This is a genomic window from Pseudomonas sp. Z18(2022), assembly GCF_036346535.1.
Taxonomy (GTDB): Bacteria; Pseudomonadota; Gammaproteobacteria; order Pseudomonadales; family Pseudomonadaceae; genus Aquipseudomonas; species Aquipseudomonas yamanorum_A.
Genome location: NZ_JAOTOA010000001.1, coordinates 291,167 through 305,367 on the forward strand (window position 1 = coordinate 291,167; position 14,201 = coordinate 305,367).

The window sequence follows — 14,201 nt, forward strand, 5'->3', positions numbered from 1 at the left end:
TCACAGGCAGCTCCCGGCGCTGTCGGGTATCGTTTCAAGGTAACGGGAATGGCTCACTCGGGCGAAGTTTTTGACCTGTTCTACTGCTGCAATCACCGAACATTCGGCCGACAGGTCTGGCGCTATGGAGTAGAGGCATCGCTTACCCATGGAAAGGCTATGCAATACACGTTCATCCAGTTCACCGAGCACGACAAAAGAACAGTCACTCCTGGCCACTTGCACATCAACGTGCTTGCCAGGGACGGTGTCCACCGCATCGACATGGAGCAGCGCAACATTGTCAAAACAGCTGAACCCTTGATGAATCAAGTCAATATGAGCGCTATCAAGTCCGCACACGATGACCACGATGCGCGTGCAACTTGATGGCTCGCGCATCCACCTCATTGCGTTGGGACGACAATCGACAGCTTGGCTCATAAGCGATGCCTTTATGGTTCCAACAGGAGAATGGACCAGGTCATTGGTTAAATGACGCCGCGTGCCTGCAACACGCTTTTCGCCAGGCTTCGGGTCGCCGCTAACACAACCTCCACCTGTTGATCCATCTGTGCAGTGGAGGAGGCTACTTCTCCAAGCTCGACCACGCGCAGCGGATGACCAAAGACGGACCCCAGCCACGTCATGCCGCAATCCGTGCCAGTTTCGACATCCAGTAAAAAGCTGCCGTGGGAGACGCCGCGCAACAGTTGGCTGGCATGGCACGCGTAGGCCCCGTCGGACGGCTCCGGGCTGGACCCGACCTGCAACCAGTCGAGCCTCAACGCCTCGGACTGTTTGATGGCTAGATAAGCCACCTGGTCCCACTCATCTATCGCCACATGCAGCTTGTCGATCATGTACGGGGGCAACGCGGCGCTGGTAACGATCACTACTCCGGCATCCGCCGAAGGCTCCTTGATCCAGACTGCAGATTGCGTTATCGCATGCATGGCGGTACTTCCGGCGGTTGGATAGGAGCAACGTGCTCCGGGTGGCGATTCGACGATGGGGTCGTGACATTCAATATTGATGCCGACTCACCCATCGCTTCGTGAGCTCCCTGGTTTTTTGGCGTTAATCAGCCGTTGCGAAACAGGAAGCTGTAGGCATTCAGCGCAGGCGCCCCACCCAAGTGCGCATACAGCACTTTGGAGCCTTCGGGGAACTCACCACGGCGGACCATTTCAATCATCCCGTGCATGGATTTGCCTTCGTACACCGGATCGGTCAGCACACCTTCCAGGCTCCCGCACAAACGAATGGCTTCCAGCGTGCCTTCGTTGGGCAAACCGTATTCCGGGTAGGCAAAACGTGTATCGAGCACCACGTCGTCTTCGGTGATCTCACGGCCCAGTTCCACCAACTCTGCGGTGTGCCGGGCGATACGCAGGATCTGCGCCTTGGTTTGCTCCGGCTTGGCCGAGGCATCAATGCCGATAACGTTCTTCGAACGGCCGTCCGCGGCGAAACCGACGACCATGCCGGCCTGGGTACTGCCGGTCACAGAGCAGACCACGATGTAGTCGAACGTGAACCCCAGTTGTTTTTCCTGCTCTCGCACTTCCTCGGCAAAGCCGACGAAACCAAGGCCGCCGTAGGGGTGTTCGGAACAACCCGCCGGTATCGGGAACGGGTTGCCACCCCGCGCCACCACATCGTCCATGGCCTTCTCCCAACTGGGCCGAATGCCGATATCGAACCCGGCGGCGTCCAGTCGTACCTCGGCGCCCATGATGCGAGACATTTCGATATTGCCAACGCGGTCATATACCGCATCGGAGTAGTTCACCCAGTTTTCCTGCACCAGCACGCACTTCATGCCCAGGTGAGCGGCAACGGCGGCCACCTGGCGGGTCTGGTTCGACTGGATGCCGCCGATGGAAACCAAGGTATCGCAGCCTTGCTCGAGCGCTTCGGGAATCAAATATTCGAGCTTGCGCGTTTTGTTCCCGCCGAAGGCCAGGCCACTGTTGCAGTCTTCACGTTTGGCATACAACTCGACCTTGCCACCCAGGTGTTCACTGAGGCGCTTCAAGGGCGTGATGGGAGAAGGACCGAAGGTCAACGGATAACGTTTAAAACGATTCAGGTTCATGACGCTGCTCCTTGATTACTGGACATCAAAGCGCCAGACCGAAAGGCAAAGGTTGCCTTCCAGGTTCTTTCAGGCGGGCTTCGATGAGTTCAATATTAAGAAGATTTCCAAAAAGATGTGTTGCAAACTTCTACCACTTAAAGAACTATAATTTCTCGCTATAAATATCGAACATACTTTAATTGCGAATAAACAGCCATGAACGCAATAAACACTCGCAAGAAGCCAAGTGTATCGGCCCCGGTGCCGCAGCCGCTGGATCGAACCGACCGCGCCATTCTCAAGGCCCTGCAGCGAGATGCCTCCATCTCCAATGTGGCGCTGGCAGAGAAGGTGAAATTGAGTGCACCGGCGTGCCTCAGGCGAGTCGAGCGGCTCAAGCAAGTCGGCCTGATCAAAGGCATAGTCGCGCTGCTCGACAATGTCGCGCTGGATGCGGGGATGGTGGTGTTGATCGGCGTGGTGCTGGACCGCTCCACACCGGAATCCTTCGCCGCATTCGAGGCAGCCGCACAAAAAGTGTCCGGCTGCATGGAGTGTCATGTGGTGACGGGGGAATTCGACTACTTCATGTTGATACGAACCAAGGACAGCAACAGTTTCAATCGGCTCCACGCGGAGCAATTGCTTTACCTGCCCGGGGTTCGCCAGATACGCTCGTTCATGGGATTGCGCCAGGTTTTGTCGACAACCCACATCCCCCTTTGATGCTCAAATCAGCCCGAGCAGGCGTCGGTCTGCAGTCCCGTGTCCCAGAAACATCAGCATCCATTCATGGTCGATCTCATCAAAGAACGACATGAGGTCCGCATCCAATAGCAGGGTCAGTTGGTCGATCCTCAGCGAAAGACGACACATAAAGAAGCCCGCAGATACGGCAGGTAGCAACGCCCATAATGCTGACCCCCTTGTAAACGTGGGCGAGAAAGTGGTCCTTTCCTATGGACTTAGCCTGCGCATTGGCGGGCATGCCGTGGAGCGGCTTTTACGGCCTTTTTACGTCGGGTGTTCAACCAGGTGAAAACGGCTCAATCGACGGGAGTCAGCGTAAAGCCAACTACGTGGCCGACTAAATGATCAGGGAAATGGGTTCTGACGATATCCTCATTAACTAAGCTCATCGAGAGCGAAATTTCACTAGAACCTCAACCACTCTCTCCATCAAAGATCGAAGGACCACATAGCTGTAAGTAAACATCTCCAGTACCTCCCCAGAAAAAGCGATTCATCAGACCTCAGGTTTCTTACGGAAAAATTAGACCTCTAACTTGATTCTGCTCCCAGATCCATATGGGCCAGCATCATGCCAACTACCATCTTTCGCTGCTTGTTACTGCTCTCGCTGGCTATCGTCGATGGCAACAGCTATGCCGCATCTGGTCATGAGCAGGATCAACTCAGCCTAGTCCAGCAGCAGCTCGATATTATCGAACGCCTTGCAACGCAAGCTGAGGCAGCCAGCACGGCTGAACCAGTCGAGCGCTATCGCTTCGACTATCTCCGTCTTTCCCAAGACATCCAGCGCATCCGCCACGGTGTGCAGGGCTACCTGTCCCCCTCCCGTGCTCAACCCCGCGATCCCAGTGAACTGGCCGGTGATTACCTCCTCGACACTCTGCCCGCGGAGCCGTCGCCATGAGCATGACGGACGCTCAGACCGCGGCCTTCCAAAACGCCTCCAGTTTTTCGGCGCAGAGCAGCTCGACGCTCTGGCTATCCCTAGTTCTGGTCCTGGCTTTGCTCTGGTGTGCCTGGGTGATGTGGACGGCTTACCGGGGGTGGGCCGCCGGCAGTGTGCGCTTTGGAGCCTTCGGTGGCAGCGCCATGCGCGTGCTGCTCACCTTGTTGGTCCTGATGTTCTTCACCCTTTCCTAATCCAGGAGATCGCCGTCATGCTCAAGTGCCTTGTCCCCCTGAAAAACAACCTGCGTGATCGCGCGAGCCCGCGCTTGATCGGTCTGCTGCTGGTGCTCGGTCCAAGCCTGGCTTTTGCCGAACTTCCGACCATGGAAGCTCCTTCACGGGGTGAAGGTTCCGGGTTGATCGAGACGATCAAAAACTACGCCTACGACGGTGGCATCCTGCTCGGCCTGCTGATTGCCCTGCTCGCTTTTCTCGGTGTGGCTTGGCATTCCCTGACTGTCTATGCCGACGTGCAGAACCAACGCAAGACCTGGAAAGACTTAGGTGCGGTGGTCGGTATTGGTGCTCTGTTGGTGGTGATCATCATCTGGTTCCTGACCAAGGCTGCCGCGATTCTGTGAGGTTGGCATGAACGACGCTATCGAACGCCTTGCCGACGGCACCTTGGTTTTTCTACCAGAGCGACTCAATCGTGATCCTGCCGTATTGCGTGGTTTGACTAATGATGAGATGTGGGTGGCGCTCGGTGCCGGCGCACTTGTCGGCCTGGTACTGGGTGTACCTCTGGCGATCGCAACCGTCTCCATTGCCGTGGCGCCAACCAGCATGATCGCAGGCATGGCCGTGGTGCTATTTGCCGGTGGCACACTACTGCGTCGGGCCAAACGGGCCCGGCCCGAGACCTGGTTGTACCGCAAACTCGAATGGGTACTGGCCAGCCGTTGGCGCCTGGGTCGCGGAAGTCTGATCCTGCACTCCGGCGCCTGGACGGTTCGCCGTTCGCGTCGACTGCGCCCTGCCCTGTCCCGGTGGCAGCCATGAGCCGATTTCGGAATAAGGTAGATGCCCAACAGGCCCACATCTTCAGCCTGCGTCTGGCGGTAGTGATTCTGGCCCTGGTCTGTGCCGGACTTTGGTATGGCTGGCGCTCGGCACCGACCGATCTGACGGTGCATGTCCCCCCGGATCTGCGCTCGGGCAGCACTCGTAAGTGGTGGGATGTCCCCCCAGAGAATGTCTATGCCTTTGCCCTGTACATCTTTGGCCAACTCAACCGCTGGCCTTCGGATGGCGAGCAGGATTATCGCCGCGCCATCTATGGCTTGCAGTCCTACCTGACACCCGCCTGCAAGGCCTTCTTCGACGGTGATTATGAGTACCGTAAGGCCGCCGGCGAGCTGCGCCAGCGGGTGCGTGGCGTCTACGAAATTCTGGGCCGAGGCTACAGCGAAGATCCGGAACTCAGGGTCAAGCAACTCGACCGCGACAGCTGGCTGGTCAAGCTCGATCTCAATGCCGATGAATATTACGCCGCCGAACCGGTGAAACGGGTGGTGGTGCGGTATCCATTGCGCGTGGTGCGTTTTGATCTGGACCCCGAACGCAATAAGTGGGGGCTGGCACTGGATTGTTATCAGGGCACTCCGCAAAAAATCTCCCTACCTGGAGTTGCACCATGAAGCGGATTTCTACCCTGGGACTCACCGTCGCACTGATGCTATGGGGAGCTGCAGCGCAGGCCGTCGAGCTGATGCACTGGGAACGCCTCCCTCTCGCGGTCCCACTAGTGATCAATCAGGAGCGGGTGGTCTTTGTCGATGAGGATGTTCGCGTCGGTGTGCCCTCAACCCTGACGGGCAAGCTGCGTGTGCAATCAACCGGCGGCACGCTATACCTGCGCGCATCGGAAGCCATTGCACCGACCCGACTGCAACTGCAATCAGTCACGACGGGCGAGATCATCCTGCTGGATATCGCGGCCACTCCCGGCGATCAACCGCTGGAACCCGTGCGTATTCTCAAGAATGCTCAGGTGCAAACTACCGAGGCTGAATCTAGAACCGTCCCTGTTCCAGAACGCACGCCGATCCCGGTCGCTTTGACGCGCTATGCCGCGCAAAGCCTGTACGCGCCGCTGCGCACCGTGGAGTCACTGCCCGGCATACGCCGCGCACCGCTTAAGTTGCGCACTGAACTGCCGACCCTGCTGCCGACGGAAAACGTGTCCAGCACACCCATCGCCGCCTGGCGACTCGGTGATTACTGGGTAACGGCGGTGAAGTTGTGCAATCGTGGTTCAGAGACGGTGCAACTCGATCCGCGTCGGCTTCAGGCCAAGCTGTTCGCTGCAGCCTTCCAACATGCTTTCCTCGGGCCTGTCGGCAGTGCCGAAGACACCACGATCGCTTACCTCGTCACTCGCGGTGCCGGCCTCGAACAAGCGGTGCGACTCCCGCCCGTTGCGCGAGGTGCTGACGATGAAAGCTAACGCCTTGCTCAAATGGCTGGTACCGGCTGCGCTGCTGGCCGTGGTGTTGATCATCCTGAAAACCTGGGTCGCAGGTGGCAGCACTCGCTCTCCAGAAAACCCAGTTGATCAGGGCAACATTCAGTTATCCGCCGAGCAAGCCAAGTCGCTCGGCGTTGCTGGCGATACCCCACGCGACACCGTCGCCACCCTGGTCGGTCAGGTGAAGGCCATGCGCAGCGACATGCTTGGCTTGAAGAAACACAACGATTCACTGCAGACGGAAAACAACCGCCTGCGCGAGCGGGAAAACAGCGTCGATTCTCGCATCCAGACGGCGCTTGGCAGCGTGAACCAGCAGGTCGACGAAGGCCGCCGACAAGCCAACGAGGCTCGACTCAAAGCGGAACAAGACAGTCGACAGGCCCGCGGTCTGCTGACGCAATTACAGGAACAGTTGTCGGGGCTGACTGGCAAAGGCAAGGACATGCCAATTGGATTAGGGCTTGAGCCGGGCGATGGGGCTCAGTTCAATGGGCAGCATTCTGCCAATGATGCGCTGCAGTGGATTGAACCCTCGGATGTTCTGACCACCGACGCCCGAGGCAACACCAAGACCTCCTCCGCACTGAGTTTGCCTACCGCCTTCAACTCACTGGAAGGCTTGAACGATAACGCGATTGATCGCAGCCAGAAACAGCTGCGTGCAGTCACCAAGGGTGAGAGTGACCTGACGCGATCCGTTGATCGTAGCGAAGGCGCGAAGCCGGTCTACACCATTCCCGAAAACGCCACGCTGATGGGCTCGATCGCCATGACCGCGCTGATCGGCCGCGTCCCGGTGGACGGCACTGTGAATGACCCCTATCCCTTCAAAGTGCTGGTCGGCCCCGAGAACCTAACCGCCAACGGTATCGACCTGCCAGACGTCGCGGGTGCCGTGATGAGCGGCACGGCGTCCGGTGACTGGACCCTGTCCTGCGTACGCGGACAGGTCGAGTCAATCACGTTTGTATTTACCGATGGCACCATCCGCACGGTGCCTCAGCCGAAGGCGGTAGCCAGCCGTACTGCCTCCACCACCCAGACCTCAAATACCGACAAGATCCGTGGCGGACTCGGTTACCTGTCCGATCCGTATGGCATTCCTTGCATTGCCGGCGAGCGCCGCTCGAACGCCCAACAGTACCTCGGCAGCCAGAGTCTGATCACGGCGGCCGGCGCGGGTGTCGCCGCCTTGCTCGGGGATAAGCAGAGCAACAACAGCGTGATCAGTTCGGGAGGCAGTGCGTTCGGGGTCACCAACAGCACGGGCAACAGTGCGTTGAACTCAATTCTCAGTGGTGGAGTCAGCGACATCCGCGAGTGGGTCAACAAACTGTATGGCGAAGCCTTTGCGGCCGTGTACGTGCCACCGGCCGCCCAAGTCGCCCTGCACCTCGACCATGAGATCACCATCGACTACGAGCCCAAGGGCCGGAGCGTTCGCCATGAAAAAGACCATGCTTCTCTGTCTGACCTGGATTAGCTTGATTTGCTGGGTCCTGACGGGGTGTTCCACCGACAAGGAGAAGCTTTTGCCCCATGGCGAGCAAACCATGCTGGACATCTGGAACGGCGCCGGTTCGCAAGGCACTCAGCAGCAACTGCTGGATGCTCGGCAGCAGTTACGCCGTCCGCTGGCTCAGGCAGATTTCTCTGCCTCTCTCCAAGAACCGTACACGCGCACCGCGACGAACGAGATCCGCAACCTGTTCCCTCGCCTGCCCAATCCCGATCTGGCGCTGTACGTGTATCCGCATCTGAGCGGTACCGAGCAGGCACCAGTCCCAGGTTACTCGACCGTCTTTCCGTTCTACCAACGGGTGCAGTACGCATTACCGGGTGAACGTCAGGAAGACTTGTAGTGCGTACCAGCGATTCGGGGAACCGCACTCCTGCGTGGAAAGCCTGGCGCCATCCAGTGCACCCTCGCGCCACCTTGGTCGATGAAGCCGCGCTGTATGCGCACAACCCCAGCTTCACCGATCACCTGCCGTGGGTCGAATACCTCGATACCGAGCAGTGTTTTCTGCTGGATGACAATCGTTCGGTGGGGGCGGTGTTCGAGTTGCTGCCCATTGGCACCGAAGGGCGCGAACCCGATTGGCTGATGGCAGCCCGCTATGCCCTCGAGGATGCTCTGCAGGATAGCTTTGACGAGCTGGATCAAGCGCCGTGGGTGGCGCAGTTTTTCTGCCAGGACGACAACGACTTCACCCCCTACCTGACCCGGCTCACCGATTATATCCAAGACAGCGCGCGAGGCACGGTCTTCACCGAGGCGTACTTGGAGCTCAGCCGCCGTCATCTGAAGGCCATCGCCAAGCCGGGTGGTCTGTTTGAGGATAAGGTGGTGACACGCCTGCCCTGGCGTGGCAATAACCGTCGGGTGCGCCTGGTGGTCTATCGCTGGCTCGAGTCCGGCGATGAGGAGACGGGACTCAGCCCGGTGCAATCCCTGCATCAGGCTTGCGAACGTATTGCGGCTTCGTTGCAGGCATGCGGGGTGCAATCGACGCGAGTCGATGGCCGGGGGCTGTATGCCTGGCTGCTACCCTGGTTCAATCCGGCCCCCACGCTCACCGATGAAGCACCCGAGGATTTCTACCGCCGCGTAGTCTATCCGGAGCCGGGCGATGGCGAGTCGCTGGAACTGCCCTTCGATCACGACTTTGCCGAGCGGCTGTTCTTCAACGAACCGCGCTCGGATGTGCAATGCGGACTCTGGTTTTTCGACGATCAGCCCCACCGGGTGATGGTGGTGGACAAACTGCGGCGGGCACCCTTGATTGGCCAACTCACCGGCGAAACCCATAAGGGCGATGCGGTGAACGCACTATTCGACCAGTTACCCGAAGGTACGGTGATGAGTCTGACCTTGGTGGTCAAACCGCAGGATGTACTCGAGGAGCAGTTGAGCCGTCTGGCGCGCAAAGCCATTGGTGAAAATCTGGCCTCGACCCAGGCCCGTCAGGATGTAGAAGAAGCTCGCGCGATCATTGGCCGCCAGCACAAGTTGTACCGGGGAACCCTAGGGTTTTACGTACGAGGTCATGATGAACAGCAACTGCACCAGCGCTCGGTCAGCCTGGCTAATGCGCTGCTGGGTGCGGGCCTGCAACCAGTACGTGAAGGCGATGAAGTCGCCGCCTGCAACAGCTACCTGCGTTGGTTACCTATGGCTTACAACCCGGCCCGCGATACGCGCAACTGGTACACCCGCCTGATGTTTGCCCAGCACCTGGCGAATCTGGTTCCGGTGTGGGGCCGCAGCACCGGTACCGGCCACCCGGGCATCACCTTGTTCAACCGCGGCGGCTCGCCATTGAGCTTCGACCCATTGTCGCGCCTGGATCGGGCCATGAACGGTCATCTGCTGTTGTTCGGCCCCACCGGTGCCGGCAAGTCGGCGACCCTGGTCACCCTGCTGATGCAGGTCATGGCCGTGTACCGCCCTCGCCTGTTTATCGTCGAGGCCGGCAACTCATTCGGCTTGCAGGGAGACTACTTCGCGACACAAGGTCTCTCAGTCAACAAGGTCCAATTGAAACCTGGCGCCTCGGTCAGTCTCGCCCCGTTCGCCGATGCTTGGCGCCTGGTCGAGCAGCCGGATCGGGTGGCGAGTCTGTCGATCGATGAGCTGGACGATGAGGTGGTAACCAGTCGCGAAGACCAGCGTGATGTTCTCGGCGAACTGGAAATCACTGCCCGTCTGATGATCACCGGCGGCGAGGCCAAAGAAGAGGCGCGCCTAAGTCGAGCCGATCGCAGCTTGATTCGCGAGTGCATTCTCGCTGCGGCACAGACCTGCGTCGCCGCGGGCCGGCAGGTACTGACCCGCGACGTACGCGACGCCTTGCTGCGCGTCGCCGCCGACCCGCACTTGCCGGAGAAACGCCGCGAGCGCGCCCAGGAGATGGGCGAGTCCATCGACCTATTTTGCCAGGGTTTCGAGGGCGAACTGTTCGATCGCGAGGGCACGCCTTGGCCCGAGAGCGATGTGACCATTGTCGACCTGGCCACTTACGCGCGCGAAGGCTACGAGGCGCAGATGTCCATCAGCTACATCAGCTTGATGAACACCGTGAACAATCTTGCCGAGCGCGACCAGTACCTGGGCCGACCGATCATCATGGTCACCGACGAGGGTCATATCATCACCAAGAACCCGTTGCTGGCGCCGTTCGTGGTCAAGGGGACGAAGATGTGGCGCAAGCTCGGCGCTTGGTTCTGGCTGGCGACGCAGAACCTTGCTGATTTTCCCACTGCCGCGCAGACCATGCTCAACATGATCGAATGGTGGATTTGTTTGAACATGCCGCCCGCGGAAATCGAAGAGATCGCACGGTTCAAGAAACTCACGCCGGCACAGAAAGCCTTGCTGCTCTCCGCCAGTAAGGAACCGGGTAAATACACTGAGGGGGTCGTGCTATCGAAGAAGCTCGAAACGCTGTTTCGGGTCGTGCCGCCCAGTCTTTATCTCGCCTTGGCCATGACGGAGCCCGAGGAAAAAGCCGAGCGCTGGACACTGATGCAGGAGAACGGCTGCTCAGAACTGGAAGCGGCGTATAGGGTAGCTGAACGGATCGATAGAGCGCGAGGCATAGAACCTGCATAGCGAAATCCATTCAAGTATCGCAGACTAACGCGAGTGACAGATTAGTGCGGTACGCGCCGGAGCCGCTTCTGAATCCTCAACAGCAATCCGGGTTCAAAAGCATCTTGACAGTCGCCAATGGGGGGACACCGATTGCGCAGCAATCGCTTGGGGCACGCCGATGACCTCGGACATGCGCTCAACCGCAGGCCCAAGAATCCCACCCAGTGCCAGCACCGGATAAGGCTGGGCCACGGGATTCGACTCAATCAGCGGTCGAGGTGGTTGCGGTAGTTCAAGCTTCGGATCTAACTGCTGCATGGACCCTCTCCTCGTTCATTGCTGGTTGTCCTCACGTAGTCCCGCCACGGACGTTGAGTGTTATCAGGGATCAAGGCCCCTGCAGCCTGTGAGGTGTTCACTGACGTGGAACGAACGGCTCCTTACGACCGGGAGCAAGGGCATGACCCCATGAATCTGGCCTCCTTAGACGCTTCCGAAGATGCGGGCGGGTGGAGGCTGTACCGGCTGACGAGTTCGGCACCTAGAGATCCTGAGCGGGAGAAGGCAACAACATCGACGCCAGGGGCATGCCTGACTGTCAGTCAGGTGCAGCCTTTCCATGGGCTGCGGCACCAGTGCCTGTGTCGTTGCGGATGGCGACGAATCGGATTTATCAGGCCGATTGTCACGAGGAGAGTTGCGGCAATGCCTTGTACGAAGTGGCTTGCAGCAGTGGTACGAGCGACCGTCTCTTTCCGGGAGAAAGAGACGGGCGTGGTCTGGCGCAGCGAAGTGTGCCGAGAGATGAAGTTGCTGCAGCGCAGCGGGGAAGGTCCATCTTCTGCCGCAGTGAGCAGATAAGTCGAGTAGGCATCCATCACTCTTGGGGAGTGACCGTGCGAGCCGCCGGACGCTAATCGCACTTCGGAAGAACCACCACGCAAGTGGCGTAGCCTTGAAGATTCCGGCTACCTGGGCTGGTGCTGTCAACGACAGCGATCCGTGCGCCAATTTTTATACCCACTTGAAAAGGCGGTCAAGCGTCACGGCTAAGACGCTCAGAAAGTGGCGACTGTCGCCACTTCTGTCGCCATGCTCCAGACCACGTTATACGTGGGTTGTCGCCGGCGTCGCCGCTGTCGCCACACCTACATCCATGCCTAACGAAAAGACTCGGACGCACACTGAATAACGTTGCGCTCGATGGAAGTCGCGGAGAATTACTGATGGTGAAAGCAGGCGTGGTGGGAATTAAATTTGAGCATGGAGAGTGGAACGCGGCGGCTTCGAGAAAAAGCGAGTGAACCCTCCGATCGGCGCGATCAAAGATCGCTTGATCGGAGGGTTTGGCCGGAAAAGCAAATCTTAAACGTCAATTACAGACTCAGGCATCAAAGCGGGTTGATTGGGAAGTGACGGCCTCACGTCGCATGATCAGCGTCTGCTGCAACCGCAGCAGAAAACCTGCTTCAAATGCCTCTTGTGGATCACCTTGACGATGACGTTTTCGGTTCTGAGACAGCGCCCACCATAACGGTAATGATGAGCCTTCAAGCCAAGCCTCTGCGCAACGAACACCCGCCTTTATTACCGGAGCGAACTCATCGCCCCAAGGTGTTTGGATCGCGGGAGACCCTTCTGCGGACGGGACAGAGACATACTCATGGATCTGTTGATGAACGCTTTGAGCTGGAATACCAGTCAAGTTTCGGAATGCCTTGTCGTACAAAACGGCGGCGTCATCCAATAGCTCTACTGCCAGCTCAACGTCTTGCGGAAAATGGAGCAGAATACTCTGTGCTCCGTTAAGGCGCTCCTGACTGACCCAGGATACTGACCCCTCACATACGCTCAGCTTTGGGGTTTAATATCTCTTCCTGAGCCTCAGTACCGAGGTGGTCAGGCTCAACCATGCCTCAAAATGATAGGCTGGCTGCTGTCGTATTCTGAGCACAAGGAAGCCGCCAAGGTCTTGGCCAAACGCACCAACTCAGCTTAACCTGATCGACCCGAGAGGGCAGGATAACGATCACCATACGTGTAGCAGGACCCGCGGACGTTGAGGCTGTCCAGACGATCTATGCGCCTGTTGTAACGGGTAGAGCAGACACCTTTGGTTACAGGCATTCTGGCACACAAAGCACTCCAACACACAGGGATGAAAGTAAGGCATGAAGATCTACATCGATGAATCAGGCTTGTTCGATGCGCACAAAAAAATGGAGAAAATCGATAAGGCATGGTGCACAGTGGGAGCCCTCACCGTTCCGCATTTCAGTGAAAAGCAGGTGCAAGCTGCGTTGGCTGAACTTAAACAGGAGCTGGGCATCAAGCCCCATGAAGAGATAAAAAATCCGAGGCCCAGCCCTGACAGCCCTGAGTTCATTAAATTTTTAGAAAAGCTCAAGAAGGCAAAATGCACCTTGCATGCCGTGACCACGAATCGCTTTTTATTCAATGATCAAAAAACGGAAGCTCACAAGCAAAGTCAAATAGCAGGCAGAGAAAACTATCTAAAACTTGTAAAGCCCGAGATGGATAGCCAGTCGTTCATGCTTATGAGACAAGAAGCAGACCGTATCATTCAGCTGATTCAGAAATCGAGCATACAAGAATATAATCAGATCATTTTTCAAGCGGCACTGGTCGCATTCATGCTGGACAAGACTCTAACCTTCTATGCTATTCATGCCCCAAAAGAGCTTTCCCGGTTTTCGTGGGTCATCGATCAAAAAAATCGGGAGATGAAGGTATTCGAGACCCTGTATTTAGCGCTGATGCCTCCATTTGTTCAGGCAAATTTCAAAAGAGAACTCAGAGGCATCCCGCTCACTGCAAAGAATGACTTCAGGTATTTTCTCAAAAACTATGGCGGATCGACGCCATTTGCCCCAATGAGTCAGGAGGAGCTGGCAGAGCGAAAGAAAATCTACGGAATGGACTATTCCGAGATTACAAGCTCCACGATGAGTTTTGACTTCCATAAACTGCTAGATCACGATTCAAAATTCGATGATTCTAAAACAACACTTGGACTCCAGGTGGCTGACTTAGTGATCTCTGGCCTTAACCGGTTTCTCAAAGGAAACGTTGATGATCCAGCCCAGGCTGCGAAAGTATTGGGCCCGCTAACTCTGAACGCTCCCAGACTAGGCTTACCATCCACCCCTCAGCTTAACTTCTACGAGGGGACGGTGTTCCGCTCAGAGGTTAACTATGAAAACCTTGAGCTGCTCAACAGAGAAGCAACCCCACTGTACACCGACCAATTCAGATCAGGTTTTACTGATAGCTACAACCAATTCATGAGCCGACAAATGACACCACAACCGACCTAGTATGATAAGGCTTGGCGAGCACATGGCCAG

At 57.5% G+C, this 14,201-nt stretch carries 15 protein-coding genes and 1 pseudogene; 11 read left to right on the top strand and 5 right to left on the bottom strand.

The genetic code is table 11. The features are described from left to right. From V3W39_RS01270 to V3W39_RS01280, 3 genes are all read right to left on the bottom strand, one after another. A complete protein-coding gene (locus tag V3W39_RS01270) occupies window positions 1-423 on the bottom strand; it encodes a hypothetical protein (RefSeq protein WP_323146679.1) in 423 nt (140 codons plus the stop codon). A gap of 47 nt (window positions 424-470) precedes the next feature. Next, on the bottom strand, window positions 471-935 hold the full coding sequence (locus V3W39_RS01275; protein ID WP_065947787.1) for a transketolase: 465 nt from the start codon (window positions 933-935) through the stop codon (window positions 471-473). Window positions 936-1,063: 128 nt separating this feature from the next. Continuing rightward, window positions 1,064-2,080, bottom strand: coding sequence for a 1-aminocyclopropane-1-carboxylate deaminase (locus V3W39_RS01280; RefSeq protein WP_330212049.1), 1,017 nt, complete (start codon window positions 2,078-2,080; stop codon window positions 1,064-1,066). Window positions 2,081-2,278: 198 nt separating this feature from the next. Here V3W39_RS01280 and V3W39_RS01285 point away from each other — a divergent pair, with 198 nt between their 5' ends. From V3W39_RS01285 to V3W39_RS01330, 10 genes are all read left to right on the top strand, one after another. Next, window positions 2,279-2,788, top strand: a complete 510-nt coding sequence (locus tag V3W39_RS01285) for an Lrp/AsnC family transcriptional regulator (protein ID WP_065926116.1) — start codon at window positions 2,279-2,281, stop codon at window positions 2,786-2,788. 595 nt (window positions 2,789-3,383) lie between these two features. After that, window positions 3,384-3,719, top strand: a complete 336-nt coding sequence (locus V3W39_RS01290; RefSeq protein ID WP_330212050.1) for an integrative conjugative element protein, RAQPRD family — start codon at window positions 3,384-3,386, stop codon at window positions 3,717-3,719. Next, on the top strand, window positions 3,716-3,955 hold the full coding sequence (locus tag V3W39_RS01295; protein ID WP_330212051.1) for a TIGR03758 family integrating conjugative element protein: 240 nt from the start codon (window positions 3,716-3,718) through the stop codon (window positions 3,953-3,955). Before V3W39_RS01290 ends, V3W39_RS01295 begins: the two co-directional genes overlap by 4 nt. Before the next feature lie 17 nt (window positions 3,956-3,972). Beyond that, a complete protein-coding gene (locus tag V3W39_RS01300) occupies window positions 3,973-4,344 on the top strand; it encodes a TIGR03745 family integrating conjugative element membrane protein (RefSeq protein ID WP_330212052.1) in 372 nt (123 codons plus the stop codon). Window positions 4,345-4,351: 7 nt separating this feature from the next. Next, window positions 4,352-4,765: a TIGR03750 family conjugal transfer protein gene (locus V3W39_RS01305; protein WP_150788076.1), complete on the top strand. Its 414-nt coding sequence runs from the start codon at window positions 4,352-4,354 to the stop codon at window positions 4,763-4,765. Beyond that, the gene (locus V3W39_RS01310; protein WP_330212053.1) at window positions 4,762-5,403 is read left to right on the top strand and encodes a PFL_4703 family integrating conjugative element protein; all 642 of its coding nucleotides are present in this window, start codon (window positions 4,762-4,764) and stop codon (window positions 5,401-5,403) included. The genes V3W39_RS01305 and V3W39_RS01310 overlap by 4 nt, the downstream gene beginning before the upstream one ends. Then, complete coding sequence (locus V3W39_RS01315; protein ID WP_330212054.1) at window positions 5,400-6,212, top strand: TIGR03749 family integrating conjugative element protein; 813 nt, start codon at window positions 5,400-5,402, stop codon at window positions 6,210-6,212. The genes V3W39_RS01310 and V3W39_RS01315 overlap by 4 nt, the downstream gene beginning before the upstream one ends. Then, window positions 6,202-7,719 (top strand): TIGR03752 family integrating conjugative element protein, encoded by a 1,518-nt coding sequence (locus tag V3W39_RS01320; protein ID WP_330212055.1) that lies wholly within the window; start codon window positions 6,202-6,204, stop codon window positions 7,717-7,719. Before V3W39_RS01315 ends, V3W39_RS01320 begins: the two co-directional genes overlap by 11 nt. After that, window positions 7,682-8,098: a TIGR03751 family conjugal transfer lipoprotein gene (locus tag V3W39_RS01325; RefSeq protein ID WP_330212056.1), complete on the top strand. Its 417-nt coding sequence runs from the start codon at window positions 7,682-7,684 to the stop codon at window positions 8,096-8,098. The genes V3W39_RS01320 and V3W39_RS01325 overlap by 38 nt, the downstream gene beginning before the upstream one ends. Then, window positions 8,098-10,851: a conjugative transfer ATPase gene (locus V3W39_RS01330; RefSeq protein WP_330212057.1), complete on the top strand. Its 2,754-nt coding sequence runs from the start codon at window positions 8,098-8,100 to the stop codon at window positions 10,849-10,851. Before V3W39_RS01325 ends, V3W39_RS01330 begins: the two co-directional genes overlap by 1 nt. A 126-nt stretch (window positions 10,852-10,977) precedes the next feature. Here the strand turns inward: V3W39_RS01330 and V3W39_RS01335 are convergent. Together V3W39_RS01335 and V3W39_RS01340 are read right to left on the bottom strand one after the other, a co-directional pair. After that, a pseudogene (locus tag V3W39_RS01335) lies at window positions 10,978-11,151 on the bottom strand (DUF3987 domain-containing protein); the annotation flags it as partial. Window positions 11,152-12,217: 1,066 nt separating this feature from the next. Then, window positions 12,218-12,580, bottom strand: coding sequence for a LasR-specific antiactivator QslA (locus V3W39_RS01340; protein ID WP_330212058.1), 363 nt, complete (start codon window positions 12,578-12,580; stop codon window positions 12,218-12,220). A gap of 424 nt (window positions 12,581-13,004) precedes the next feature. Here V3W39_RS01340 and V3W39_RS01345 point away from each other — a divergent pair, with 424 nt between their 5' ends. Then, window positions 13,005-14,171 carry a DUF3800 domain-containing protein gene (locus V3W39_RS01345; protein WP_330212059.1) on the top strand — a complete coding sequence of 389 codons (1,167 nt, stop codon included), beginning with the start codon at window positions 13,005-13,007 and terminating at the stop codon, window positions 14,169-14,171. Window positions 14,172-14,201 lie beyond the last annotated feature (30 nt).